23 protein-coding genes are annotated in these 24,856 nt (G+C 73.4%); 8 read left to right on the top strand and 15 right to left on the bottom strand.

Translation table 11 applies throughout. The annotated features are described in order from the left end of the window. Positions 1 to 8 precede the first annotated feature (8 nt). The gene (locus DEI81_RS00875; protein WP_111008622.1) at positions 9 to 1,868 is read left to right on the top strand and encodes a long-chain fatty acid--CoA ligase; all 1,860 of its coding nucleotides are present in this window, start codon (positions 9 to 11) and stop codon (positions 1,866 to 1,868) included. A 61-nt stretch (positions 1,869 to 1,929) separates the two neighbouring features. On the opposite strand, the gene DEI81_RS00870 is transcribed toward DEI81_RS00875, so the two are convergent. The 3 genes from DEI81_RS00870 to DEI81_RS00860 form a co-directional block, all read right to left on the bottom strand. Next, positions 1,930 to 3,825: a hypothetical protein gene (locus DEI81_RS00870; RefSeq protein WP_146243977.1), complete on the bottom strand. Its 1,896-nt coding sequence runs from the start codon at positions 3,823 to 3,825 to the stop codon at positions 1,930 to 1,932. Positions 3,826 to 3,948: 123 nt separating this feature from the next. Continuing rightward, positions 3,949 to 4,440: a peptide deformylase gene (locus DEI81_RS00865; protein WP_111008620.1), complete on the bottom strand. Its 492-nt coding sequence runs from the start codon at positions 4,438 to 4,440 to the stop codon at positions 3,949 to 3,951. Further along, positions 4,440 to 7,847: a pyruvate carboxylase gene (locus tag DEI81_RS00860; RefSeq protein WP_111008619.1), complete on the bottom strand. Its 3,408-nt coding sequence runs from the start codon at positions 7,845 to 7,847 to the stop codon at positions 4,440 to 4,442. The genes DEI81_RS00865 and DEI81_RS00860 overlap by 1 nt, the downstream gene beginning before the upstream one ends. Positions 7,848 to 7,968: 121 nt before the next feature. On the opposite strand from DEI81_RS00860, the gene DEI81_RS00855 reads away from it, so the two are divergent. Beyond that, entirely contained in the window at positions 7,969 to 8,784 is an 816-nt protein-coding gene (locus DEI81_RS00855; protein WP_111008618.1) for a ParA family protein, read from the top strand. 124 nt (positions 8,785 to 8,908) lie between these two features. Here the strand turns inward: DEI81_RS00855 and DEI81_RS00850 are convergent, their stop codons facing one another. From DEI81_RS00850 to DEI81_RS00830, 5 genes are all read right to left on the bottom strand, one after another. Then, on the bottom strand, positions 8,909 to 9,394 hold the full coding sequence (locus DEI81_RS00850) for a MerR family transcriptional regulator (RefSeq protein ID WP_258368453.1): 486 nt from the start codon (positions 9,392 to 9,394) through the stop codon (positions 8,909 to 8,911). A 292-nt stretch (positions 9,395 to 9,686) separates the two neighbouring features. Further along, positions 9,687 to 10,394 (bottom strand): MerR family transcriptional regulator, encoded by a 708-nt coding sequence (locus tag DEI81_RS00845; RefSeq protein ID WP_111008616.1) that lies wholly within the window; start codon positions 10,392 to 10,394, stop codon positions 9,687 to 9,689. Then, a complete protein-coding gene (locus tag DEI81_RS00840; RefSeq protein WP_111008615.1) occupies positions 10,394 to 10,876 on the bottom strand; it encodes an FHA domain-containing protein in 483 nt (160 codons plus the stop codon). The genes DEI81_RS00845 and DEI81_RS00840 overlap by 1 nt, the downstream gene beginning before the upstream one ends. Positions 10,877 to 11,042: 166 nt before the next feature. Further along, on the bottom strand, positions 11,043 to 12,065 hold the full coding sequence (locus DEI81_RS00835; RefSeq protein WP_258368397.1) for an iron chelate uptake ABC transporter family permease subunit: 1,023 nt from the start codon (positions 12,063 to 12,065) through the stop codon (positions 11,043 to 11,045). Further along, on the bottom strand, positions 12,062 to 13,081 hold the full coding sequence (locus tag DEI81_RS00830) for an iron ABC transporter permease (protein WP_111008614.1): 1,020 nt from the start codon (positions 13,079 to 13,081) through the stop codon (positions 12,062 to 12,064). The genes DEI81_RS00835 and DEI81_RS00830 overlap by 4 nt, the downstream gene beginning before the upstream one ends. 190 nt (positions 13,082 to 13,271) lie before the next feature. On the opposite strand from DEI81_RS00830, the gene DEI81_RS00825 reads away from it, so the two are divergent. Then, positions 13,272 to 14,726, top strand: coding sequence for a S1C family serine protease (locus DEI81_RS00825; protein ID WP_258368396.1), 1,455 nt, complete (start codon positions 13,272 to 13,274; stop codon positions 14,724 to 14,726). A 25-nt stretch (positions 14,727 to 14,751) separates the two neighbouring features. Here DEI81_RS00825 and DEI81_RS00820 read toward each other — a convergent pair whose 3' ends face one another. Together DEI81_RS00820 and DEI81_RS16450 are read right to left on the bottom strand one after the other, a co-directional pair. After that, complete coding sequence (locus tag DEI81_RS00820) at positions 14,752 to 16,023, bottom strand: hypothetical protein (protein ID WP_146243976.1); 1,272 nt, start codon at positions 16,021 to 16,023, stop codon at positions 14,752 to 14,754. Positions 16,024 to 16,239: 216 nt separating this feature from the next. Next, positions 16,240 to 16,560, bottom strand: coding sequence for a hypothetical protein (locus tag DEI81_RS16450; RefSeq protein ID WP_258368395.1), 321 nt, complete (start codon positions 16,558 to 16,560; stop codon positions 16,240 to 16,242). A gap of 44 nt (positions 16,561 to 16,604) precedes the next feature. On the opposite strand from DEI81_RS16450, the gene DEI81_RS00810 reads away from it, so the two are divergent. After that, the gene (locus tag DEI81_RS00810; RefSeq protein ID WP_111008612.1) at positions 16,605 to 16,967 is read left to right on the top strand and encodes an RNA-binding S4 domain-containing protein; all 363 of its coding nucleotides are present in this window, start codon (positions 16,605 to 16,607) and stop codon (positions 16,965 to 16,967) included. A 51-nt stretch (positions 16,968 to 17,018) separates the two neighbouring features. On the opposite strand, the gene DEI81_RS00805 is transcribed toward DEI81_RS00810, so the two are convergent. Further along, complete coding sequence (locus DEI81_RS00805) at positions 17,019 to 17,963, bottom strand: DnaJ domain-containing protein (RefSeq protein WP_111008611.1); 945 nt, start codon at positions 17,961 to 17,963, stop codon at positions 17,019 to 17,021. 119 nt (positions 17,964 to 18,082) lie between these two features. After that, complete coding sequence (locus tag DEI81_RS00800) at positions 18,083 to 18,817, bottom strand: aminoglycoside phosphotransferase family protein (protein ID WP_111008610.1); 735 nt, start codon at positions 18,815 to 18,817, stop codon at positions 18,083 to 18,085. 147 nt (positions 18,818 to 18,964) lie between these two features. Here DEI81_RS00800 and DEI81_RS00795 point away from each other — a divergent pair, with 147 nt between their 5' ends. Genes DEI81_RS00795 through pcp form a run of 3 tightly spaced genes read left to right on the top strand, consistent with a single transcriptional unit; the run spans position 18,965 to position 21,553 of the window. Further along, positions 18,965 to 19,585 carry a GntR family transcriptional regulator gene (locus DEI81_RS00795; protein WP_181435284.1) on the top strand — a complete coding sequence of 207 codons (621 nt, stop codon included), beginning with the start codon at positions 18,965 to 18,967 and terminating at the stop codon, positions 19,583 to 19,585. Beyond that, the gene (locus DEI81_RS00790) at positions 19,582 to 20,901 is read left to right on the top strand and encodes an MFS transporter (protein ID WP_220035604.1); all 1,320 of its coding nucleotides are present in this window, start codon (positions 19,582 to 19,584) and stop codon (positions 20,899 to 20,901) included. The genes DEI81_RS00795 and DEI81_RS00790 overlap by 4 nt, the downstream gene beginning before the upstream one ends. A gap of 10 nt (positions 20,902 to 20,911) precedes the next feature. Continuing rightward, positions 20,912 to 21,553 (top strand): pyroglutamyl-peptidase I, encoded by a 642-nt coding sequence (pcp, locus tag DEI81_RS00785; protein WP_111008607.1) that lies wholly within the window; start codon positions 20,912 to 20,914, stop codon positions 21,551 to 21,553. Here pcp and DEI81_RS00780 read toward each other — a convergent pair. Genes DEI81_RS00780 through DEI81_RS00770 form a run of 3 tightly spaced genes read right to left on the bottom strand, consistent with a single transcriptional unit; the run spans position 21,546 to position 23,567 of the window. After that, positions 21,546 to 22,484 (bottom strand): NUDIX hydrolase, encoded by a 939-nt coding sequence (locus tag DEI81_RS00780; RefSeq protein WP_111008606.1) that lies wholly within the window; start codon positions 22,482 to 22,484, stop codon positions 21,546 to 21,548. The two genes, pcp and DEI81_RS00780, sit on opposite strands and share 8 nt — an antisense overlap. 55 nt (positions 22,485 to 22,539) lie before the next feature. Next, positions 22,540 to 23,058 carry a metallophosphoesterase gene (locus DEI81_RS00775; RefSeq protein WP_111008605.1) on the bottom strand — a complete coding sequence of 173 codons (519 nt, stop codon included), beginning with the start codon at positions 23,056 to 23,058 and terminating at the stop codon, positions 22,540 to 22,542. 2 nt (positions 23,059 to 23,060) lie between these two features. Beyond that, positions 23,061 to 23,567, bottom strand: a complete 507-nt coding sequence (locus tag DEI81_RS00770) for a MarR family winged helix-turn-helix transcriptional regulator (RefSeq protein ID WP_111008604.1) — start codon at positions 23,565 to 23,567, stop codon at positions 23,061 to 23,063. A 127-nt stretch (positions 23,568 to 23,694) separates the two neighbouring features. Here DEI81_RS00770 and DEI81_RS00765 point away from each other — a divergent pair, with 127 nt between their 5' ends. Further along, on the top strand, positions 23,695 to 24,840 hold the full coding sequence (locus DEI81_RS00765; RefSeq protein ID WP_146243975.1) for a hypothetical protein: 1,146 nt from the start codon (positions 23,695 to 23,697) through the stop codon (positions 24,838 to 24,840). Positions 24,841 to 24,856: the final 16 nt, after the last annotated feature.

Below are 24,856 nucleotides of genomic sequence, written 5' to 3'. Positions count from 1 at the left end.
GAGTTGCCGTGCACGATCACCGAACCTCACCGGAGGGGACCGACCAGACCCACGCGGACGCCGGGCACGGCTCCGCCGCCCGGATCCTCGTCGAACGGGCCGCGGCGACGCCCGATCGCGGACTCCTCGCCCAGCGGCACGGGGAACGGTGGGTGCCGATGAGCGCTGCGAGCGTCCTCGCCCGCGTCCGCGCCGTCGCCAAGGGCCTCGTCGCCGCGGGACTCGAGCCGGGCGCCCACATCGCCGTGCTGTCCCGCACGCGGTCGGAGTGGACCATCGTCGACTTCGCGATCTGGCACGCGGGTCTGGTGTCGGTGCCCGTCTACGAGACGAGCTCGCCCGACCAGGTCCGGTACATCCTCCAGGACTCCGAGTCCGTCGCGATCGTCGTCGAGAGCGAGGAGCACGCACGCCGGGTGGCGGGCGTCGCCCCGGACCTCCCACGTCTCGCGCAGCACTGGACCATCGACGGCGGCGGGCTCGACGACCTGGCGCGACTCGGCGAACCGGTGACCGACGCCGAGCTGGACGCCCGCCTCGACGCGGTGTCCGCGCACGACGACGCGACCATCATCTACACCTCCGGCACGACGGGTCGGCCGAAGGGCTGCGTCCTCCGTCACGACAACTTCACGACGCTCGTCGAGGGTGCGGCGGAGGCGATGGCGGACGTCGTCGAGGACGGCGCCTCGACACTGCTGTTCATCCCCATGGCGCACGTGTTCGCGCGGTTCATCGCCGTCATGTCGATCGGGACCGGTGTGCTCGTCGGTCACGAGCCCGACACCAAGGACCTCATGCACGCGGTCGCCACGTTCCGGCCGACGTTCCTGCTCGCTGTCCCGCGCGTGTTCGAGAAGATCTACAACGCGGCCGAGCAGAAGGCGGCCGTCGGCGGACGCGGCCGGGTGTTCCGGCTGGCGGCCGACACCGCGGTCGAGCACTCCGAGGCGCTCGCCACCGGGACGGTCCCGCTCGGCCTCCGCCTGCGGTTCCGGCTGTTCGACCGGCTCGTCTACGCGAAGCTCCGCGAAGCGCTCGGCGGTCGGGTGCGGTACGCGATCAGTGGGTCGGCGCCGCTGTCGCCCCGCCTGGCCCATTTCTTCCGGTCCGTCGGGGTGCTCGTGCTCGAGGGCTACGGCCTGACCGAGACGACCGCACCCGCGACCGTCAACCGGGCGGCGGAGATCCGCATCGGGTCCGTCGGCCGCGCCCTCCCCGGCGTCGAGGTGCGGATCGCCGACGACGGCGAGATCCTCGTCCGTGGCGTCGACGTGTTCGACCGGTACTGGAACCGCCCCGACGCCACCGAGCAGGCGTTCGTCGACGGCTGGTTCAGGACCGGTGACCTCGGGACGCTCGACGAGCACGGCGTCCTGACCGTCACCGGGCGCGCGAAGGAGCTCATCGTCACCGCGAGCGGCAAGAACGTCGCACCCGCCCCGCTCGAGGACGCCGTGCGCGAGCACCCGCTCGTCGCGCAGGTCGTCGTGGTCGGCGAGGGCAAGCCGTTCGTCGCGGCGCTCGTCACCCTGGACTCCGAGATGCTGGCCGGCTGGTGCGCGGCCAACGGGATCGTCCCCGCGCTCACCCCCCGGAGCGCCGCCCACGACGCACGCGTCCACACGGCCGTGCAGCACGCGATCGACGCCGCGAACCAGCGCGTGTCCCGCGCCGAGTCGATCCGCTCGTTCACGATCCTGGACGCCGAGTTCACGGAGGCGTCCGGGCACCTCACGCCGAAGCTCACCGTCAAGCGGGACCGGGTGCTCTTCGACCACGCCGTCGACGTCGAGCACATCTACTCGGGCTCCGAGGTGCAGACCACCGCGGTGCCGGTCGTCGAGCACCGGCACCGCGGGTACTGACCCGACCCGACGACGAACGCCCCGCCGGAGCACCGGCGGGGCGTTCGTGTGTGGCCGCGGTTCAGCCGACCGTCACGGACTTGCATCCGAGCGTCGGGTTCGACCCACCGCCCTGGTTGATCGCGTACGCGCACACCTTGTGGGTGCCCTTCGCCAGCGAGACCGTCGTGCTCCACCCGGTGTTCGCCGGGGCTCCCGCCACCGCACGCGCCACGTCGGACCGGGCGATGGAGGTCGTCACGCTTCCCAGGTACTTCGACCCGGAGGTCTGGTCGTACAGCCGGACCTCCGTGCTCGAGGTCTGGTCCGGGTCCCATGCCCACCCGCGTGCCGTGGCCCCGCCGCTCGTCGCCGTGAGGGTGTCGAAGCTGCCCTTCGGGGTGGCCGAGGCGGTCGAGCCCGACGCGGCGGCCTTGGACATGATGACCGGCGCGGACGAGAACGCCAGTGCGTTCCCGCTGTTCGGGTGGTGGAGCACGACCTCGACGTGGTAGGTCCCCGCGGCCATCGAGCCGAGCGAGAAGGTCGTGGCGTTCGTGCCCTGCTGCACCGGGACGCCGGACGCGATCGTCGTGAAGCCGGAACCGTTCGCGCTCGTACCGACCTTGACGTCGGCCGTCGTGCCGGCGACCCAGGCCGCGTCGTGGAACTTGACCGTCGTGCTGCCGGTCGCGGCCGGCGTGTTCCGCAGGTGGATCGACTTGAGGTGCCAGACCGCGGCACCCTTGTCCTCGTTCGGGTCGAACCGGAACCCGGTGATGACCTGGCCGGCCCACCCGACCTTCGGGTTGAGGGCGGTCTCGTCGAGGGGGTTCACCGCGGTCATGTCGATCGCGACCTCACGGGCGTTCGCCCCGGAGAACGTCAGGATGTCGTTGCCGATCTGCGGCGTCGACGTGCTCGCGCCGTACCAGATGACGCGCGCCATCTTGCCGCCGCCCGCAGCGCTCGCCAGTGAGAACCCGCCGTCGTAGGTCAGGTCGAAGGTGAGGTAGTGGTACTGGTTCGCGCTGAACTTCTGGACGGGCAGGTGGACCTGCGGGTCGCCCTGGTTCGGCCCCTGGTTCTGCGCCGTCAGACCGTCGCTGCCGTAGTGGATGAGCCGCGCGTTCTGCAGCGTGACGCCCGACGCGTTCGCCGACGAGGTGAACTCCCACGGCTTGCCCCGCTGGACCGTCGCGAGGTCCTTGCCGTCCGCCGGGCTGGGGCTGTCCACCACCGGCTCGGGCATCGGCTCGACCCGGTAGGTGCCGTGGTCGCCGGGCGGCATCGCGGCCTGCGTCGTCGTGCCGCCGTGCAGGCGCACCCAGTTCAGGGTCGCCGACACCGTGGGGTGTGCCGCGTTCGTGACGATGGGCTGGACGCGGAGTGCGACCACCTTCGCGCTCGTCCACGGGATCTTGCTGCCCTGGTTCGACGTTCCGTTGAGCGGGATGTCGTACACGTGGTCGCCCGCCGTGACGTTGAAGGTGGTCCCGCCGAGGCAGCTGCTCGTCTTCTCGCGGCAGGTGTACCAGTAGACGATGCCCTTGCCCGAACCGGCCGACGACGTGTTCATCTCGAACGACAGGCGCTGGTAGCGCGACGTGTTGATCGGCGCCGCGGCACCGTCCCGCCCGTAGGCCAAGCTGCCGCTCACCGTGTCGACGAGCGAGATGAAGCCCCCGGTGCCGTAGTTCATCGACAGCTGCCCGTTGGCCACCTTGTAGGTGCCGGGCCCGCTGAGGTCGGTGTTGTAGTCGGCCGCGTCGCTGAAGTCCCACGGGTCCTGGAAGGTCTCGGACGCGTAGTCCGGGGACTCCCCCACCACCGGCTCGGTCGCGGCGTGGGCCGGTGCCGCACCACTGACCGTCACCACCGCGAGCGGCGCGGCGACGACCGTGAGGACCACCCCGAGGGCGGTCAGTCGTCCGCGGCGCGATCGCGCACGGACGAGACGTGTTCCTGATGATGACATCGCTGTCCCCTGATCCTGTCGGCGGACGCCCTCTCTGCGTCCGGGTCCACGGTGACCAGGGAACCTGATCCGCGTCCACCCCGTGAACGGGGGTGACCGCGTCGGGAGCGATGTGCGCCCCGGTCAGAACCAATCCTGCCCGCGGATGTCGCGGAGCGCACGTCGTCGTGTCTCCGGATCGAGCGTCATGACGTAGACGGTGCCGTCGAGGTGGTCCGTCTCGTGCTGCAGCGCCTCCGCCATGAGCCCCTCGCCCTCGAGCACGACCTCGGCGCCGTCGACGTCGAGGCCCCGCACCCGCGCGTACGGGAACCGTCGGGTCGGGTACGCCAGGCCGGGCACCGAGAGGCATCCCTCGTCCATGAGCTCGGGCTCGCCACGGGTCTCGACGAGCTCCGGGTTGAGCACGTAGCCGACGAAACCGTCGACGTTGACGCTGAAGGCGCGCAGTCCGACGCCGATCTGCGGCGCGGCCACGCCGGCACGGCCCGGCACCCGCACCGTGTCGAGGAGGTCCTGCACGAGGTCCGCGACGCCGTCCGCGCCGATCCGGACCGGGTCGGCCGGTGACCGCAGCACGGGGTCGCCGAACAACCGGATGGGACGGACCGTCATCAGGCGACCACCACCAGGAGGTCCCCGGCGTCGACCTGTTGGGTCACCGGGACGGCCAGCCGCGTCACCGTTCCCGCACGGGGCGTCGTGATCGCCGCCTCCATCTTCATCGCCTCGATGCTCGCCACGGCCTGACCCGCCTCGACGTGGTCGCCGGGCTGCACCTTGAGCGTCACGACACCGGAGAACGGTGCCGCGACCTGACCCGGGTCGTCGCGATCGGCCTTCTCGGCGGCCTTCGACTCCACCGCGACCGACCGGTCACGGACATACACGGGGCGAAGCTGCCCGTTCAGGGTGGTCATGACCGTGCGCATGCCGCGCTCGTCGGCGTCGCCGATGGCCTCGAGGCCGACGTGGAGCGTGACGCCCCGGGCGATGGACACGACGTGCTCCCGCCCCTGCTTGAGCCCGTACAGGTAGTCGGCGGTCCCCACGCCCGAGAGGTCGCCGTACTGGTCCCGGACACGGTGGAACTCGTCGGTCGGACCCGGGAACAGGAGCCGGTTCAGGGCCGCCTGCCGCGCCCGGCCCGGCTCGGCGAGCACCGCGGCGTCCTCGTCCGAGATCGGCGTCGTCGTGAGGTGGACCTCGCGCCCGGCGAGCACCTTGCTGCGGAACGGCTCCGGCCAGCCGCCGGGCAGGTCCCCGAGCTCGCCCGCCATGAACCCCACGACCGAGTCCGGCACGTCGTACCGCTCGGGGTGCTGCTCGAAGTCGGCGGGGTCGGCGCCGACCGCCGCGAGCTGGAGTGCGAGGTCGCCCACCACCTTGGAGGACGGGGTCACCTTGGTCGGGCGTCCCAGGATCCGGTTGGCCGCGGCGTACTGGTCCTCGACCTCCTCGAACCGGTCGCCGAGGCCGAGCGCGATCGCCTGCTGCCGGAGGTTCGACAGCTGCCCGCCCGGGATCTCGTGCACGTACACCCGACCGGTGGGACCCGGGAGGCCCGACTCGAACGGCCGGTAGACGCGGCGGACGGCCTCCCAGTAGGGCTCGAGGTCGCTCACCGCCCGCAGTGCGAGCCCGGTGTCGCGCTCCGTGTGCGCCAGCGCCGCCACGAGCGCCGACATGCTCGGCTGGCTCGTGGTGCCCGCCATGGGCGCGGCCGCGACGTCGACGGCGTCCGCTCCGGCGCGGCTCGCCGCCAGGAGGGTCGCCAGCTGCCCGCCGGCGGTGTCGTGCGTGTGCACGTGGACCGGCTGGTCGAACCGCTCCCGCAGGGCCGCCACGAGGCGCTCGGCAGCACCGGCACGGAGGAGGCCCGCCATGTCCTTGATCCCGATCACGTGCGCACCCGCCGCCACCATCTGCTCCGCCAGGCGCAGGTAGTAGTCGAGCGTGTAGAGGTCCTCCGCCGGGTCGAGCAGGTCGGCCGTGTAGCAGAGCGCGGCCTCGGCGACGGCCGTGCCGGTCGCGAGCACGGCCTCCAGGGCGGGTCGCATCTGCGCGACGTCGTTGAGGGCGTCGAACACGCGGAAGACGTCGACGCCCGTCGCCGCGGCCTCGGCGACGAAACCCGCGGTGACCTCGGTCGGGTACGGCGTGTAGCCGACCGTGTTGCGGCCGCGCAGGAGCATCTGGATCGGGATGTTCGGCATCGCCGCACGGAGGGCCGCGAGTCGTTCCCACGGGTCCTCGCCGAGGAACCGCAGGGCGACGTCGTACGTCGCGCCGCCCCAGGCCTCGATGCTGAGCAGTTCCGGGGTGAGCCGCGCGACGTACGGGGCGACCGCGACGAGATCCGTGCTGCGGACGCGGGTCGCGAGCAGGGACTGGTGGGCGTCGCGCATGGTCGTCTCGGTGACGGCCAGGGCCGTCTGCGCGCGCAGGGCCTCCGCCCAGCGCGCCGGACCGAGGGCGAGGAGGCGCTGCCGCTGCCCGGCCGGCGGCTCCTGTCCCAGGTCCACATGCGGGAGCTTCACCGCCGGGTCGAGTGCACCCGTGCCCGGCCCGTTCGGCTGGTTGACGGTGACGTCCGCGAGCCACGCCAGCACCTTGGTGCCACGGTCCCGCGAGACGTGGCCGCCGAGCAGCTGCGGGCGCTCCTCGATGAACGACGTGCTGATGTCACCGCGAGCGAAGTCCGGGTCCTCCAGGACGGCCTGGAGGAACGGGATGTTCGTGCTCACGCCGCGGATGCGGAACTCGGCGAGGGCACGACGGGCCCGGGCGACCGCGGCGGGGAACGACCGCCCGCGGCACGTCATCTTGGCGAGCATCGAGTCGAAGTGCGGGCTGATCTGCGCGCCGGTCGACACCGTGCCGCCGTCGAGGCGGACCCCCGCGCCACCCGGGCTCCGGTAGGTCGTGATCCGGCCGGTGTCCGGGCGGAAGCCCTGCGACGGGTCCTCGGTCGTGATGCGGCACTGCAGGGCAGCGCCGTGCACCGCCACGTCCTCCTGCGACAGCCCCAGGTCCGCCAGCGTCTCGCCCGCCGCGATCCGCATCTGCGCCTGGACGAGGTCGACGTCGGTGACCTCCTCGGTCACGGTGTGCTCGACCTGGATGCGGGGGTTCATCTCGATGAAGACGTGCTGCCCGGCGCGCTCGCCGACGGTGTCGAGCAGGAACTCGACCGTGCCCGCGTTCACGTAGTCGATCGACCGGGCGAAGGCGACGGCGTCCCGGTGCAGCGCTGCCGCCACCGCGGGGTCGAGGTCCGGCGCCGGCGCGATCTCGATGACCTTCTGGTTCCGGCGCTGCACCGAGCAGTCGCGCTCGAACAGGTGGATGGTCCCGGCCTCGTCGCCGGTGGCGTCCGCGAGGATCTGGACCTCGATGTGCCGGGGCCGGAGCACGGCCTGCTCGAGGAACATCGTCGGGTCGCCGAACGCACTGTCGGCCTCGCGCATGGCCTCCTCGAGGGCGGGACGGAGGGCCTCGGGCCGGGCGACACGGCGCATCCCCCGGCCACCGCCACCGGCGACGGCCTTGGCGAACACCGGGAACCCGATGGCCTCGGCGCCGCGCACGAGCTCGTCGACGTCGCGGGAGGCCGGCGTGCTGGCGAGGACGGGCACCCCCGCCGCGACGGCGTGTTCCTTCGCCGTGACCTTGTTGCCGGCCATCTCGAGCACGCGTTCGCCCGGGCCGATGAACGTGATGCCGGCCGCTGCCGCAGCGGCCGCCAGCTCCGGGTTCTCGGACAGGAAGCCGTACCCGGGGTAGATCGCGTCCGCGCGGCACTCACGGGCGACGCGGACGATCTCGGCGACGTCGAGGTAGGCGCGGACCGGGTGACCGGGCTCGCCGATCTGGTACGCCTCGTCCGCCTTGAGCCGGTGCTCGGAGTTCCGGTCCTCGTAGGGGTAGACGGCGACCGTCCGGGCACCGAGCTCGTACGCGGCGCGGAACGCCCGGATGGCGATCTCGCCTCGGTTCGCGACCAGGATCTTGCGGAACACGGGCTGCCCTTTCGGCATGCACCCGGGCGTCGTCGTGGTGCCCGGGCGGACGGCGCGATCGGCCGTCGAGCACGGCGGATCTTGAGGTGGTTCAACCCTAGTGGGGCTATCGTGTCTCGACGTGCATGTACTCAGCGTCAGCTCCCTCAAAGGAGGCGTCGGCAAGACGACCGTGACCCTCGGCCTGACGTCCGCCGCGTTCGCCAAGGGACTCCGCACCCTCGTGGTCGACCTCGACCCCCAGTCGGACGTCTCCACGGGGCTCGACATCTCGCTCGCCGGCCACCTCAACGTCGCCGACGTGCTCGAGAACCCGAAGGAGAAGATCGTCCGTCAGGCGATCGCCCCGTCCGGGTGGACCAAGGGACGCCAGGGCAAGATCGACGTCATGGTCGGCTCTCCCTCGGCCATCAACTTCGACGGTCCGCACCCCTCGATCCGGGACATCTGGAAGCTCGAGGAGGCCCTCGCCAACGTCGAGGCCGACTACGACCTCGTGCTCATCGACTGCGCTCCCTCGCTCAACGCCCTGACCCGCACGGCGTGGGCCGCCTCGGACCGCGTGTCCGTCGTCACCGAGCCGGGGCTGTTCTCCGTCGCGGCGGCCGACCGTGCACTGCGCGCCATCGAGGAGATCCGCCGCGGACTCTCCCCGCGCCTCCAGCCGCTCGGCATCATCGTCAACCGTGCCCGCGTGCAGTCGCTCGAGCACCAGTTCCGCATCAAGGAGCTCCGCGACATGTTCGGCCCGCTCGTGCTGTCGCCCCAGCTGCCCGAACGGACGTCACTGCAGCAGGCCCAGGGTGCCGCGAAGCCGCTGCACGTGTGGCCGGGCGAGTCCGCGCAGGAGATGGCACGGAACTTCGACCTGCTGCTCGAGCGGATCATGCGGACGGGCAAGATCGGCGAGTACGCCGAGGGGGTCGCGCAGGCCTGAGCCGGCCGAGGCGCGGCGTCCCCGTGCCGCCTGCCGTGTGCGCTGCGCCGTGTGACGCGTCGGACGCGCGGGTCAGGAGGCCTGGGAGACCGCGCGGGTCAGGAGGCCCGGGAGACCGCGCCGGTCAGGAGGCCCGGGAGGCCCGGCGCGCCGCGAGTTCGTCGCTCGGGTCGGCCGCCGGCGTCGAGTCGAGTTCCACGAGACTCGTCTCGACCTCGCGCAGGACCTTGCCGACCGCGATGCCGAAGACACCCTGCCCTCGGGAGACCAGGTCGATGACCTCGTCGTTCGAGGTGCAGAGGTACACGGACGCCCCATCGGACATCAGGGTCGTCTGTGCCAGGTCGTTCACCCCCGACTCGCGGAGCTGGTTCACCGCGGTGCGGATCTGCTGCAGCGAGATGCCGGTGTCGAGCAGGCGCTTGACGAGTTTGAGCACGAGGATGTCGCGGAAGCCGTAGAGCCGCTGCGAACCGGACCCCGCAGCGCCACGGATGGTCGGCTCGACGAGGCCCGTCCGCGCCCAGTAGTCGAGCTGGCGGTAGCTGATGCCCGCGGCCCGGGCGGCGACGGTGCCGCGGTAGCCGTTGGACTCGTCGCGCTCGGGCATGCCGTCGGTGAACAGCAGGCCGAGGTCGTAGCGGGTCAGCTCGCCGTCGGGCGTGTCCACGGCTGCGTCGGACGGTGCGTCCCCGGGGGTCCGGGGCGTTTCGTTCCCACTCATCAGACTGCCTTCCACGACGTTCCGGCCCGCAACCGAACGTTCAACGATCGGTTGAGAGTTGTGCCGAGGTCCACGCTAGCGAGTCGGACCCGGTCGTCCCGGGACATCCGCACCGGGGAGTTCGGCGTGTCGAGGATAAGCCCGACCGACACCGGCTGTCCACGTTCGGGCCCCGTGCTCACGAGGCGTCGAACCGCCCGATCGCAGCCCGGATGAGGCTCGACCGGACGACCTCGAGTTGCCCTGCGATCTCGCGGGCGAGCTCCGCCGCCTTGGCGCGTGAGGTGGCGTCGGACCGGCGCCGGACGGGCATGAGCGCCGACTCGATGAGACCGAGTTCGCGCTCCGCCGACGCCCGGAACGTGCGGAGATGCCGTGGCTCGATGCCGGTGCGCTGCAACTCCACGAGCGCCTTGACGACGGTGACGGCGTCCTCGCCGTAGTGCTCGACGGCCGGCAGCAGCGACGCGGACACGGCGTCCGACACGAGCATCGGGGTCGCGCCGGCCGCGCGGACGAGCTCGTCGCGCGTGTACCGCCGCTCGGTGCCGAGGATCGAGGGCCGCGGGCCGTCGGCACCACCCGGCAGGACGGGGTCGCGCCCGGCGTCGAGGTCGGCCAGGTACTCCTTGATGACCTTGAGCGGCAGATAGTGGTCTCGCTGCAGGCCCAGGACGATCCGGAGCCGCTGGACGTCGGCGGGCGAGAACTTGCGGTATCCGCTCTCGGTCCGGATCGGCGTCACGAGCTCGCGTTCCTCGAGGAACCGGAGTTTGGAGTTCGACAGGTCCGGGAACTCGGGCTTCAACCGCGCGAGCACCTGCCCGATCGTGAGCAGGTCGGGACCCGCGGCCGTCGACCGGGCCGCAGCGCTCCGCGCCGGCACTACGCGGTCGCCAGGCGCGCGATGTCGACGCGGGACGCGTAGAAGGTGAGGCGGAACTTGCCGACCTGCACCTCGGCGCCGTCGGCGAGCAGGGCCTCGTCGATGCGGACGCCGTCGAAGTAGGTGCCGTTGAGCGATCCGAGGTCCTTGACGCTGAAGCTCGTGCCGTGCCGGAGGAACTCGGCGTGCTTGCGCGACACCGTGACGTCGTCGAGGAAGATGTCGGCGTCGGGGTGCCGCCCGGCCGTCGTGACGTCGGAGTCGAGCAGGAACCGAGCCCCGGCGTTCGGCCCGCGGCGGACGACGAGCAGCGCCGACCCGGACGGCAGCGCGCCGATCGCGTCGATCTCCTCGGTCGAGACACCGTTCTCCGGCGTGAGCGCCGCCCCCATGTCCATGCTGAAGGTCAGGGTGGTGTCGACGCGCCGCTCGGGCGCATCGGATCGTGCGGCGCCGTCGCGCGGACCCGTTGGACCTGCCATCGTGGACCTCCTTCTGGCGGACCAGCGTATCGGAAACGCGCGGCACCGCGAACGCCCTTTCACTCCTGTGGAGCGACCGCACGGTCCACACACGTCCCGCACACGGCGGGACCGCCGGGAGGTCCCGCTCGGTCGGCGTGGAGCAGCGTGGAACGGGCGGGCGCGGTCAGCGCCCGCGCGCGATCAGCCAGAGCAGGTACGGCGCACCGACGATGCCCGTGACGACGCCGACGGGCACCGCCACCCCGGGGATCGCGAACTGCGCCACGAGGTCGCTCGCCTGCACGATGACGGCCCCCACCGCCGCGGCGGGAGCGAGGGCGACGCGACCACGACCGACGAGACGACGGGCGATCGGCGCGGCCATGAGCGCGACGAACGACACCGGGCCCGCAGCCGCCACCGCCGAGGCGCTCAGGCCGACCGCGGTGAGGACGAGCAGCACCTTGGTCCGGTCCGGCGGCAGCCCCAACGACGCCGCGACGTCGTCCCCGAGGGTGAGCACCCCGAGCCGCGGCGACTGGAGGAGGGCGAGGACGAACAGCACGACGAACGCCACCGCCAGCACCGCGAGCACCGTGGGGTCGACCGCGTTGAGGCTGCCCGTGAGCCACACGAGCGCGACGGCGGCGTCCTGCACGTTCCCGCGCGTGAGCATCCACCCCGTGACGCTCACGGCGATCGCCGCGACGCCGACGCCGACGAGGACGAGCCGGTTGTCCCCGATCCCGCCGCGCCAGCTCAGCGCGGCGATGACGACCGTCACGAGGACGGCACCGACGACGACGACCGAGAACAGGGTGAGCCCCGAGGCGGCGAACAGCGCGATGGCCGTGATGCCCGACGCGCTCGCTCCCGAGGTGATCCCGATGACGTCGGGGCTCGCGATCGGGTTCCGCACGACGCTCTGCACGATGCCGCCGGCGGTGCCGAGGCTCGCGCCGACGAGGACCGCCGCCAGCAGCCGGGGCCCGCGGAGCTCGGTGATGACGAAGTCCGTCACGCGGTCCGCGCGTCCCACGAGCGCGGCCAGGACCTCACCCGGGGAGATCGCGATCTCGCCGAGGCCGAGCGCGGCGACGGCGAGCACCACGACGAGCACGAGGGCCCCCGCGAGCACGAGGAGCTCGCGCCGCAGTCCGGCATCGGTGCCCCGTGGTCGCCGAGGGGTCCGGGTCGACACGCTCACAGGTCCCGCACCGCCCTGCTCCGGACGAGCGCGATGAACACGGGAGCGCCGATCACCGCCGTCACGATGCCGACCTGGACCTCGCCCGGGAAGGCGACGACACGACCGATGACGTCGGCGACGAGCAGGAGGGCCGGGGCCACGATCGCGGACAACGGCAGGGTCCACCGGTTCGCCGGACCGGTGACACGGCGGACGGCGTGCGGCACCGCGAGCCCGACGAACCCGACGGGTCCGATCGCCGCCGTCGCCGCGCCCGCCAGGAGGACCGTGGCGAGCGCGCCGAGTGCCCGCGCCACGACGACCCGCTGCCCGAGGGACGCCGCGAGCTCGTCCCCGAGGGCGAGCGTGTCGAGTGACCGGCCGAGGGTCATGGCGATGGCCAGGCCGACGACGACCGGCACGGCGACGACAGCGACGACGTGCAGGTCCCCCGTCGCCAGCGAACCCACCTGCCAGAAGCGGATGCGGTCGAGTGCCGACTGGTGCGTCAGGAGGACCGCGGTCGTGACCGACCCGAGTGCGGCGGCGACCACGGCACCCGACAGAGCGAGGCCCACCGGGGTCGGCCCGCGCCTCCCGGCCGATGCGATCCCGTACACCACGACGGCCGCGACGGCGGCGCCGACGAAGGCGAACGGCAGCGTCGCCGCCGTGCCCGCGATCCCGAACACCGTCGTCCCGACGACCACCGCGAGTGCGGCGCCGGCGTTGATGCCGAGGATGCCCGGATCCGCGAGCGGGTTGCGGGTGACGCCCTGCATCACCGCGCCCGCCACCCCGAGCGCGGCTCCGGCGACGAGTCCGAGCGCCGTCCGGGGCACCCGCTCGCCGACGACGATGAGCGTGATCTCGTCCGTCCGGCCGGGGTGCAGGAGCACCGTGACGACCGTCAGCGGATCGATCGGACGCGCGCCGACCATGACGCTGAGCACGCACGCCGCGACGAGCACCACCAGGGACACGGCGGTCGTCCCGACGAGGCGCGCTCGGCGCGGACGAGCGGTCGGGGACATCGGCGCAAGCCTAGTCCGGCTCCCCCGCGGTCGAACGGCGGGCGCGGTGGAGACGGGGACGGCGCCGCAGCCGTTCCCGAGGGAGTGCGGAGCCGCTGTCCACGCCGCTCATAGGTCACTCATCGGATCGGGTCCTGTACTGGACGCATCGACGCCCCACCGGCTGTCGGACGAGCCACCGGAGAGACCAATGACCGAGCACCCCACCACCCCCGCCGACGACGAGCGCGACGAGGACGCCCCGCGCGACAACACGCAGCCCATCGGCACGCCGGTTCCCGCAGCGGCACCGCACGTCGACCCGAGCACGCTACGGTCCGCCTACGCGTTCGACGGATCGGGCCCCTACCTCTACGCGCCGGACGGCTCCGGCCCCTACACGTACACGCACGACGGCCACGGCCCCTACCTCGTCGGGGCCACGGCGGGCGCCACCGACGCGACCGCGGGAGCGAAGCCGAAGCGCCGCCGCGTCGGCCTCATGGTCGGGGCGGGTGTCGCCACCCTCGCGATCGTCAGCGCCGCGGGCGGCACCGCCTTCGGCCTGGCCTCCCGGGACACGGGGACCACGACCTCGAGCCAGTCGAGCGGGTCCTCGAGCAACGGATCGTCGGACAGCGGCGGCATCGGTGGCGGCTGGTCCGTCCCGGGCGACGGCTCGTCGAGCGGATCGAGCGGTTCCGGGACGAGCGGGACGGGGTCGAGTGGATCCACCGACAGCGCCCGGACCGCGGCCACCGACTCGCAGAAGGCCGGGATCGTGACGATCGACACGACGCTCGACTACGACTCCTCGTCGCAGGCCGCCGGCACCGGGATGATCATCTCCTCCGACGGCGAGATCCTGACGAACAACCACGTCGTCGAGGACGCCACGAGCATCGAGGTGACCGTCGAGTCCACCGGCAAGACCTACACGGCGGACGTCGTCGGCACCGACAAGACCGACGACGTCGCCGTGCTCGAGCTGCGCGGGGCGTCGGACCTCACCACCGCGACGCTCGACGACGACGACGACCTGGCCGTCGGCGACACCGTGACCGACGTCGGGAACGCGGAGGGCCAGGGCGAACTCGTCGCCGCGAAGGGCTCCGTGACCGCGCTCGACCAGGACATCACCGTGCAGAGCGAGTCCGGCACCGGCACGGAGTCGCTCACCGGTCTCATCGAGGTCGCGGCCGACGTCGTGTCCGGCGACTCGGGCGGTCCGCTGCTCGACTCCGAGGGCGAGGTGGTCGGGATGACCACCGCCGCGTCGTCGGGCACGAGCGACGTCACCGGGTACGCGATCCCGATCGCGACGGCCAAGAGCATCGCCGAACGGATCCTGTCCGGCACCGCGACCTCGACGATCGTCATCGGGACCCCGGCCTTCCTCGGCGCGGAGGTCTCGTCGACGACTCCGACCACCGGCTCGGGTGTCACGCTGCAGGGCGTCGTGTCCGGGTCCCCGGCCGAGAACGCCGGGCTGGCCGCGGGCGACACGATCACGAGCATCGACGGCACCGCCGTGACCGGTGCCGATCAGCTCACCGAGCTCATCCAGGCACACGCCGTCGGGGACTCGGTCACCGTCGGGTACACCGCCGCCGACGGCACGGCGGGAACGGTCACCGCGACGCTCGTCGCCGGTCCGGCCGCCTGACGCGGGACGTCCGGGAGGACCGGGGTCAGCCCGCCAGGACCGTGCGGACGAGCAGACGGTGGACGTTCGCGGACGCCTCGACCCGGATCGCGGTCCCCTCGGCCGTCGCCCGTCCGATGCGCGCGAAGCCGACGCCCGCGGCGTGGACCACCGTGACGGGACGCGGCCGCGTCGGCACCCGGAGGTGCGACACGGTCCACGGGGCGTCCCAGAACCGCGCGAGCACCGGATCGGCCGTGCGGACCGCCACCGGCAGGTCGGGGCGGGCCGTCGGGTCCTCGACCCGGCGGTCCAGGACCGCGGCCGGGAGCCGCGGCGTCGCGAAGGCGAAGGTCCACGACGGGGTCACCCCGAGCCTCCCGGCCGCGAGCGCCAGGAGCGTGGCGTCGTCGACGCTGCCGATGCGGAAGCCGGCCTCCTCGGTCCCGTCCAGCACGGTCACGGCGGCGTCGCCGCGCCACCAGCGGAGCCGGGTGGCGGGCCCGTCCTCCCGCTGCTGCTCGAGCGTGACTGGGTCGACGCCGGCTTCCCAGGGCGCGAGCACCGCGCTCGTCAGTGACGGGACGGTGCCGAAGCGGCCGACGAGCCCCTGGTCGATGAGCGCGCGACCGCCGGGCGACCGGAGGACCGCGGGGTTCCAACGGCGACCCGCCATGCCCTGCAGCGCGGCGAGCGCCTCGGCGTCCACCGGCACACCAAACGGGGCGAGCGTCGGGCGCACGGGGACCGGGACGTCCTCGAGCACGCGTGACGGGTGGGCTGCGGCCGGCGCGGGGCCGACGACGCGGACGGACTCGAGCACGCGGGCGACGACGTCGTCGGTGGCGTCGAGGACGGCGAGCGGGCGCTCGGCGACGACGTCGATGCGGTGGCGACCGGTGGTGACGAGCAGGTGCGACACGAAGACGCCCGTGCGGTCGGGGGCGCGGTGGCCGACGGCGGGAACGGGCCGGTGCGGTTCGTGTCCGTGCTCGGTGCCGTCCGACTCGCCGACCGCGGGACGGTCCGTCGCGGCGGCGGCCTCCAGCGGCGGAGCGGGGCGGTGGTACTCGACGAGGCGGGCCGGCGCCCCGGCGCTCCCCCACGGGTCGCACCCGACGACGAGCACGCCGTCGACCGAGCCGGGCAGCCGAGCGACCAGCGCGGCGGTCTCGTCCGCGATGCCGTTGTCGCTGGGGCGGGAGCGCACGGTCACGGTGACGCCGTCACCCGTGGTCCGGAGGTCCGCGTCGGCGGCGTGCACGGTCGCCCAGGACGCGGGGCGCGCGATGCTGACGCGGGCGGTGCGGTCGGTCACGGTGTCCGCGTGCTCGCGGCGACCCGGCGTCGACCGGCCGGGCGACGGCGCCGGCATCCCGGTCGACGAGCTCACGTCCGGTGACGACGGGGCCACCGACGACGGGCCCACCGATGACGGGGCCGGTGCCGGGTTCGGTACCTGTGGTGCGGGGACCATGCCGTTCACGGTACGGGCGTCGGGTCCCCCGTTCGGCGAGGCGCGCGGACGGCGCGCTCAGGACGCGTGTCGGCGCTCGCGGGGCGGCGGCGGAGGTGGCACCGGACGGGCGGCGACGACGGCGGCGAGGGCGATGTCGACGTCCTCGCGGCGGGTGCGCACCGTGCAGATCGTGTCGGTGCGTGCGACCAGCGTGCCGAGGGCGTCCCGCGCACCGTCGCCGTGGTGGGCGCGCACCACCAGGCGCGTGCCGATCGGGGCGGTGGCGAGGAGGGCGAGCGCCCGGCGGCGGTGGGCGTCCGCGCGGCGGACGTCGTCACGCGCAGCGGAGCCCGCGTGGTCGGCAGGGTCGGCCTGGCCGTCGGGGTCGTCGTCCACGGCACTCATGGTAGGACCGGGGCGTTCCGCATAGGCTGTCGCGCATGGACCGCGCCCGCGTCGACAGCTGGTTGTGGGCGGTGCGGCTGACGAAGACCCGCTCCGCCGCCACCGCTGCCTGCCGTGCCGGGCACGTCCGGGTGAACGGCGAGCGCGTCAAGGCAGCGCAGTCGGTCGGGATCGGCGACGAGGTGCGGTTGCGGACCAACGGGGTCGAACGGATCGTCGTCGTGCGCGGGATCGTCGTCAAGCGCGTCGGGGCACCGGTGGCCGCCACGTGTCTGGAGGACCGGACGCCCCCACCGCCGCCGCGCGAGGAGACGGCCTGGTTGCCGGTGCGGGACCGCGGAGCGGGTCGACCGACCGGGCGGGAGCGCCGCGACCTCGAGAAGCTGCGCGGGTACTGAAGCCGCGTCTCGGGTCGGCGCTCGGCGCTCGCGGTCCGACGACGAGCACGGTCAGACGAAGCGGACCGTCTCCTGGAGCCGCGCGCGGAGCTCGAACACGTCGACCGATCCCGTCTCGGCACCGGGGCCGAGCAACACGCCGGCCAGGGCGCTCCGCCGCACGACGAACGCGGTCGGTCTGCGTGCCGGCCCCACGAGCCGGACGTCGTCGTCGACCGCGGAGTCCGGGACGACCAGGAGCCGGCCCGTGAACCGGACGCGGGTCGCCTTCTGGACGGTGCGCGCAGCCCGGACGAGTTCGCGCACCGGGCGCTCCCCCGGCGCGAGGGTCGCGCCGACGACCTCGCCGTGCTCGATGCGGACGGGAGCACCCCAGTCGATGGACTCGAGCGCCCAGAGTCCGCTCGTCGTGAGGACGACGTGGTCCAGCTTGCCCTCCGGCCCGGCGTCGAGGTCGTGCCACACGGTCACACCGATCCCGAGGTCGGCGACGATCGCCGCGGTCGCCTCCTCGGCGAGCGCCTCGGCCAGGAGACGGCGGATGTGGCGCGGGGCGGAGCGGACGAGTGCCGGGTCGTACGGGTCCTCGATCGGGTCGCCGAGGCCGACCCACTCGCGCTCGGCGGCGAGGAAGACCTCGCGCGACAGTCCGCCGGGGTGCCCGAAGGACCGGGCACGTGGGCGGGAGTCGCGGCGCGCGGCGGGCGGCGCGTAGGCGTCACGGCCCGAGGCCGGACGCCCCGTGGGGTCGCCGGCGGGTCCGTGCCCGGCGATCGCCGAACGGGAGGCTCCGGCGTCGTACGCCCGGCGCGCCTCGGGGGTGCCGACGCGTTCCCACGCCTCTTGCAACAGGCGGAACGAGCGCGGGTCCCCGCCGAGGTCCGGATGGGTCTCGCGGGCAGCCCGGCGGTAGGCGCGCCGGAGGGTGTCGTCGTCGGCGGAGGCGGGGACGCCGAGCACCTCGTACGGGGTGGCGTCGGCAGGGCTGTCGCTCATGGCGGTGGAACACTACCGGCTCGCCGCGCGGAGGACGCCCCGTGTTCGCCGTGGGCTCGCCGTGCTCCCGCTGGGCGCGGGCTGCGTGCCGGTGTGGTGCCGCCCGCGTGGAGCCCTGCTCAGGCCACGGCGTGCCGGATGGCGTCGGCGTGGTGCTCGATGTAGGCGACGTCGGCGCGGTAGAGCTCGGCGTGGCCGGCCGCGAGGTCCCGGGCGAACTTCGGGTCCCCGGCGGCGGCCTCGGACTCGATGGTCGTCACGAGGGCGACGAGGCCCGCGACCACGGCCTCCACGAGCCCCGCTCGGCTGGACGCGTCGAGGTCGTAGGCACGGCAGAACTCGGCCGCACGGGCGAGCTGGTCGTCGAGACGCGTCACGGGGGTGTCCCCGGTCGTCAGCGGCGCGAACCGGTAGACCGCCGACGCGACGTCCCACACCCGCGGCCCGGGGTGGGCCGTGTCGAAGTCGATGATCCCGACCGCGGCCCGGCCGTCGAACACGCAGTTGTACGGGGCGAAGTCGCCGTGGCAGATCGTCTCGACAGGAGCGCGGTCGGCTTGGGACCACACGTCGTCCGCCGCCACCGCGTAGGTGGCAGCGGCGTCGTGGTAGTTGCGCAGCAGCCGGGCCGCGGTGACGAGCGCGGCCTCGGACGCGACGTCGTCGGTCCAGGGGTACTCACCCGCGAGACCGGGGATGAACGACACGGTCTCGAGCACCTCACCGAGCGCGATCGGCTCCGGCGCCTCCACGAACCCGCGCTCGTGGAGGTGTGCGAGCAGCCGGTGGACGGTCGGTGTCCAGGGCCCAGCGGGGCGGTGGACACGGTCCTCGGCTCGCGTGATCCTCTCCATGACGGTCCCTCCAGTCGGACGTCGCCGTCGACGCCGTCCCGTCAATCTACGCGGTGGCACCTCGGGAGTCCGGGCCGGAAACGCGATGTTCACATGCTCCTCGGACAAGCTGCACGGGCACTTGCATGCAAGACGTACGATCGACACATGTCGTCCGCGGAGCGCGCCTACGAGCACACGAAGCAGCGGATCATCCGCGGTGAACTCCCTGGCGGTGCCCTCCTCAGCGAGGGGGTCGTCTGCCAGGAGCTCGGCATCAGCCGGACCCCGGTGCACGAGGCGTTCCTCCGGCTCGCCGCGGAGCAACTGCTCACGCTCGAGTCCCGGAAGGGCGCCGTCGTCCGCCCCATGTCCCCGAGCGAGTCCGCCGACGTCCTCGAGATGCGGGAAGCGGTCGAGGCGTCCGCGGCGACCCGAGCACTCCGCAGTGGCCCGCGTCCGGACCTCGTGCCCGTGCTCGACGACCTCCTGCGCGACCAGGCCGACGCGATCGCGGAACACGACGTGGACCGGTTCGTCGACGCCGACGACGCGTTCCACACCGCGGTCGTCGCGGCCGCGGAGAACCCCGTCGCGGTGCACTTCACCCGCCTCCTCCACGACCGCCAGCAACGCCTCCGGCACCAGCTCATCCGGGTCCGTCCCGAACAGCTCCACCCGGCGCTCGACCAGCACCGCGCACTGGCCCGGGCCGTCGCCGCCGGCGACGCCGCCCGCTACGCCGAGGTGCTCCGCGACCACGTCGCCGGGCACCGGGGCGCGCTGTGAGCGTGGACACGTCGACGGGAGCGGTCCCGTTGCAGCGGACCGGGCCTCCCGGCCGGCCCGGTGTGACGAGCCGGCGGGCAGCACGGGTGCGGCCGTGGCTCGCGGTGTGGGGCGCCGTCTTCGTCTGCTCGTGGGGCGGCAACCAGTTCAGCCCGTTGCTGCTCATGTACCAGGAGCGTGCGCACTACTCGACGCTCCTCGTCAACGCGTTCCTCGGCGTGTACGTCCTCGGTCTCGCACCGGCACTGCTCGTCGCCGGGTCGCTCTCCGACCGGCACGGACGCCGCCCCCTCATGCTCGTCGGGGTCACGGCGGCGCTCGTCGGCAGCGGCCTCCTGGCCCTCGGTCCGTTCGGCGCGGGGTACCTCGCGGCCGGGCGACTGTGCTCCGGGATCACCGTGGGCATCGCCATGGCGGTCGGGAACAGCTGGGTGAAGGAACTGTCCCAGGGCCGGTACGACCCGACGGCGGACGCCGGATCGGGTGCACGACGGGCATCGCTCGCGTTCACCCTCGGATCCGGCAGCGGCGCACTCGTCGCCGGCTGCATGGCCCAGTGGGGCCCGGTCCCCGAGGTCCTGCCGTTCCTCGTGCACATCGCCGTCGCGGTCCCGTTCCTCGTCGTCGTGCTGCGCGCACCCGAGACCCACACGTCCGGCGGCGTCACCGGGCCCTGGTGGCGGCAGCTCCGCGTGCCGTCGGCCGGACACCGGCGCTTCGTCCGCGTGGTCATGGTGTCGGCCCCGCTCGTGTTCGCGTCCGCCGCGATCGCGTACGGCTACCTGCCCACCCAGTTGCACGACGCGACCGGACGCTGGGGGCTCGTCTTCGCGACCGCCGCGACGGTCGTCGCGCTCGGGGTGTCGAGTGCGGTCCAACCGATCGCCGCACGGGTGCACTCCGTGTCGAGCGCGCGCGGGCTCGTCGTCGCCGTGCTCGTGATGACCGTCGGCACCGCGGTCGTCGCGCTCGCGATCGCGGCCGACTCGGTCTGGATCGGGCTCGTGGCGAACGCGGTCGTCGGTGCCGGCATGGGCATCGCCCTGGTGTCGAGCCTGCTCGAGGTGCAGCGGATCGCGTCGAGTCGGGACCTCGCGGGCCTCACCGGCGTGTTCTACGCGGTCGCGTACGCGGGGTTCCTCGCCCCGGCCGTGATCGCCGCGGTGGCCGCCGTCGCGCCGGTGACGGCGATCCTGCTCGTGGTCGTCGGCCTCGGTCTCGTGGCGTGGGTGCTCGTGGGCGTCTCGTCGCGCCGCCACCTGCCCGCCGCGGCCGCGGGCGTCGGACCGGACGACCCCACGGCGCACCTGGGTTAGGGTCGCGGGCGTGACCACGATCCTCCTGACCGGGTTCGAGCCGTTCGCGGACGCGCCCCGCAACCCGTCCTGGGACGCCGTCGAGCGCGTCGCCGCGACCTGGACGGGTCCGGAACGCGTCGAGGCCGTCCTGCTGCCCGTCGCGTTCGGACGCTCGGTCGACGCACTCCGTGACGCCGTCGAGCGGGTGACGCCGGACCTCGTCGTCGCGGTCGGGCTCGCCGAGGGGCGCACCACGATCACGCCCGAGCGGGTCGCCGTCAACCTCGACGACGCCCGGATCCCGGACGCCGACGGCGCGCAGCCCGTGGACGTGCCCGTCCTGCCGGGAGGCCCGGCCGCGTACTTCACGACGCTCCCGGTCAAGCGCATGGTCGCCGCCGCACGCGCGGCGGGCGCACCGGCCGCGCTGTCCGCCACGGCCGGCGCGTACGTGTGCAACCACGTGTTCTACGCGCTGCAGGCGCTGGCCGGGGCCGGGGTGCGCTCCGGGTTCGTGCACGTGCCCGCGACACCCGAGACCCTGCGCGAGGCGGACGACGCCGTCCCGACGGTGTCGCTCGACGTGCTCGTCACCGGACTCGCCGCAGCGGTCCGCGCCGCGGTGGACCCGGCACCCGACCTGGCCGTCGCGGGCGGTGCGATCAGCTAGCGGTCAGCGCTCGGAGCCAGGACGGCCCCGTCACCGACGCTCCGAGGGCCTCGACGCGCGCTCGCAGCCCGCGGTCGGCCGTCACGACGACGACCGGACCGGCCGCTCTCGCGATCGCCCGGTGCACGGACTCGACGATCGCGTCGTCACCCGCGCCGGTCGCGCGGACGACCTCGACCTCGGGGCCGTCGGTCCGGGCGGCTCGCGCATCTCCCTCGAGGACGACCGACCACCGCGGCCACCAGCGACCAGCACCCAGTCCGAGTTCTGCAGCGGCCAGTCCCGACGCGGCGAGCGCGCCGATCGCGTCCACGAGTCGCTCGGCGGCGCCGGCGCGGTCCCGCCACCAGCCGTCCGGCACGCTGCCGACGACGTTCGCGGCGTCGACGACGACCACGGGCTCGGTCACGAGCACACCGCGGAGGGCCGGCCAGCTCGCGCCGAACCCCGGGTGCAGGGGCAACCCCTCGACGTCGTCGACCGGCACCCAGTCGAGGGCCAGGCTCTCGCGGTCGCCGACCTCGGCCCGGAACGGGTGGACGGCGCGTGCCACCACCGTCGTGTACGTCCAGAACCCGAGGTCGAGCACGGAGGTGTGGCGGATCCGGAGCGCGGCGGCGGGGACACCGGCTTCTTCCGCGGACTCGCGGAGCGCTCCGGTGACCGCGTCCTCACCCTGGTGTCGGGCACCACCCGGGATGCCCCAGGTCCCGCCGTGGTGGCTCCACTCCACACGGTGCTGCAGCAGGACGCGGCCCGCGCCGTCGTCGACGAGCAGCCCCGCGGCGCCGAACAGGCCCCACGCCTTCTGACCGTCCGGCCCGTACGCCCACGCGTCGCCCGGGTCCCGGGGGCCGGGCGGCGGACCCGGCGGGAGGGACGGCGCGGCCTCCGCGGGCACCGCGCGCTCGTCGTGCCGGTCGTCCGTCATCGCCCCAGCGTCCCACGTCGGCACACCGCACGGCCAGTCGGGTCGCGCCGCGGCCTCAGCGCTCCCGCGGGACCGGTGGGAGGCGCACGAGTTCGACCGCGAGGTCGCGACCGTCGACCACCGCGGTCATCCACGTGTGGTCGGGCTGTCGTCGCCGGTCCGTCGGCGATCCGGGGTTGAGCAGTCGGAGCCCGCTCGACGCGGTGGAGTCCCAGGGGATGTGCGAGTGCCCGAACACGAGGACGTCGACGTCGGGGAACCGCTGCGCCATCCGGGCGTCGCGTCCCGCCGCGGCGCCGGTCTCGTGCACGACCGCGAACCGCAGGCCCTCGACGTGCTCGTGTGCGACGAGTGGCAGCCGGTCCGCGAACCCCGGTTCGACGTCGTTGTTGCCGCGCACCGCGACCAGCCGTCGAGCCCGGGCTGCGATCCGGTCGACGGTCGCCAGGTCCACCCAGTCCCCCGCGTGCACCACGAGGTCGGCGTCCTCGATCGCTGCCCAGAGCGCCGGCGGGAGGTCCTTCGCGCGCCGGGGCAGGTGGGTGTCGGACAGGAACACGAGGCGGGTGGGCACGGTCAGGCCTCCATCGGGGCCGCGGCGCCCGGCAGGTCGTCGTCGTCGACGTCGGGAACCGGCACGGGGTCCTCGGTCTCCGCGGCGTTGAGGCGCTCGAGCAGACCGGCGAGCAGCGCGACGTCGTCGTCGGACCACGACGCCAGCCGTTCCTCCAGGCTCTCGCGGTGCACGCGGACGGAGCGTTCCAGCGCCGCCTCGCCGGCCGCCGTCACCGCGAGCGGCTTCGCGTTCCCGGTGCCCCCGTCGACCTGCTCGATCAGGCCGGCGGCCAGGAGGCCCGACAACTGGCGTGAGATCGTCGACCGGTTGAGCCGCAGGTACCGGGCGATGTCGATCGCCATGCACCCGTAGTGCTGGGCGACGAAGTCGACCAGCGAGTGGTCGACGATGCTGAGCGCGGCTTCGGGACCTCGTGCGCGGACCGCGGCGCGCCGGGTGATCCGCGCGAGTTCCCGGTAGGCCCGGGTGATCTCGGCGGCACGAAGCCGATCGGTTCCCTGCTCCATCGACGAGTCCCTCCCTGTCGTCGCGTCCGCCGCGACCCGCTCCGCGAACGTGCCAGCGTGCGCGGTGCACCGCGTCGTGTACGCGACACGCTAGCGGACCGGGAATCGAAGTTGTACAGTGCAACACGTGTCCGATGTTGCAAAGAACAACTTGCTACCCGTCCGTCGCCTGACCGAGCGGCCGACGCCCGGTCACGCCGCCGACCGCCACGCCGGCAGCGCGCCCGCGCACGAGCCGTCCATGCTCCGTCCCGCCGGGCTCGGTCGGCTCCTGCTGTCGTTCGCCTCCCACATCCTCGTCCCACTGTTCCTCGCCGCGGGGATGGGCCTGGCCTACCTCGGCGCATTCCACGCCCCGGCCCCGAAGGACCTGCCCGTCGGGGTCGTCGGCACGGGAGCCGCGACCCAGGTGTTCGCACAGACCGTCACCGACCGGTCCGACGGCGCGCTCGTCGCCCACGTGGTGGAGGACCCCGCCCATGCGCGTGCGGCGATCCGCGACCGTGATCTGGCGGCCGTGTACGCGCCGGGGTCGACGAGCGCCACCCTCTACGTGTCCACCGCCGCGTCGGACACCACCGCGACCGCTGCCGAGCGGATCTTCGTGCCCATCGCCTACCAGCAGCACCTGCCGTTCCACGTGGTCGACGTCGTCGCCGTGCACGACGAGGACGCGACGGGCCAGGGACTCTTCTTCCTGCTGGTCGCACTCAGCGTCGGCGGGTACTCGAGCGCGATCGCGGTCGCCGCGTTCTCCGGGCGGCTCCGCCTGCTCTGGACGGCGGTCATCGGCGTCGCGACCGCCGGGGTCGTCGCGGGGATCGGCGTCGTCATCGCCGGTCCCGTCTACGGCGTGATCACGCACCATGCGTGGCCGATCTTCCTGTTCGCCTGGATGTACGACCTGGTCATCATCGCGCTCGGTGTCGGACTCCACCCGATGCTCGGCCGGTGGACCACGCCGATCCTCACGATGCTGTTCGTGATGCTCAACTTCACGTCGTCGGGCGGGATCTTCCAGCCGGCGTTCCAGCCCGGGCTGTTCGCGGGACTCCACACCTTCTGGAGCGGCGCGGCCTGGCTGCGAGCGGCACAGGACCTGCAGTACTTCCCCGCGGCGTCCCTCGGCCGCAGCGCCCTCGTGTTGGCGCTCTGGCTGGCCACCGCCGTGCTCCTGGTGCTCGTCGTGCACGGACTCGTCGCCCGACGGACCCGGATCGCCCGCGAACGCGAGGTCTCCCGACTGGAGGAGGAGCAGGTCGTCGCTGCCTGAGCACCCCCGGTTCGGA

The sequence above is a fragment of the Curtobacterium sp. MCBD17_013 genome (genome assembly GCF_003234565.1).
Lineage (GTDB): Bacteria > Actinomycetota > Actinomycetes > Actinomycetales > Microbacteriaceae > Curtobacterium.
Note: the sequence above shows the minus strand (reverse complement) of the source record. Positions and strands in the feature narration are given on the sequence as shown.

Bases quoted from the DNA above. Each gene is read 5' to 3' on its own strand.
- DEI81_RS00870 (WP_146243977.1), bottom strand. From the start codon at position 3,825: ATGTCATCATCAGGAACACGTCTCGTCCGTGCGCGATCGCGCCGCGGA.
- DEI81_RS00865 (WP_111008620.1), bottom strand. From the start codon at position 4,440: ATGACGGTCCGTCCCATCCGGTTGTTCGGCGACCCCGTGCTGCGGTCA.
- DEI81_RS00850 (WP_258368453.1), bottom strand. From the start codon at position 9,394: ATGCCCGAGCGCGACGAGTCCAACGGCTACCGCGGCACCGTCGCCGCC.
- DEI81_RS00840 (WP_111008615.1), bottom strand. From the start codon at position 10,876: ATGGCAGGTCCAACGGGTCCGCGCGACGGCGCCGCACGATCCGATGCG.
- DEI81_RS00830 (WP_111008614.1), bottom strand. From the start codon at position 13,081: ATGTCCCCGACCGCTCGTCCGCGCCGAGCGCGCCTCGTCGGGACGACC.
- DEI81_RS00825 (WP_258368396.1), top strand. From the start codon at position 13,272: ATGACCGAGCACCCCACCACCCCCGCCGACGACGAGCGCGACGAGGAC.
- DEI81_RS00810 (WP_111008612.1), top strand. From the start codon at position 16,605: ATGGACCGCGCCCGCGTCGACAGCTGGTTGTGGGCGGTGCGGCTGACG.
- DEI81_RS00805 (WP_111008611.1), bottom strand. From the start codon at position 17,963: ATGAGCGACAGCCCTGCCGACGCCACCCCGTACGAGGTGCTCGGCGTC.
- DEI81_RS00800 (WP_111008610.1), bottom strand. From the start codon at position 18,817: ATGGAGAGGATCACGCGAGCCGAGGACCGTGTCCACCGCCCCGCTGGG.
- DEI81_RS00795 (WP_181435284.1), top strand. From the start codon at position 18,965: ATGTCGTCCGCGGAGCGCGCCTACGAGCACACGAAGCAGCGGATCATC.
- DEI81_RS00780 (WP_111008606.1), bottom strand. From the start codon at position 22,484: ATGACGGACGACCGGCACGACGAGCGCGCGGTGCCCGCGGAGGCCGCG.
- DEI81_RS00770 (WP_111008604.1), bottom strand. From the start codon at position 23,567: ATGGAGCAGGGAACCGATCGGCTTCGTGCCGCCGAGATCACCCGGGCC.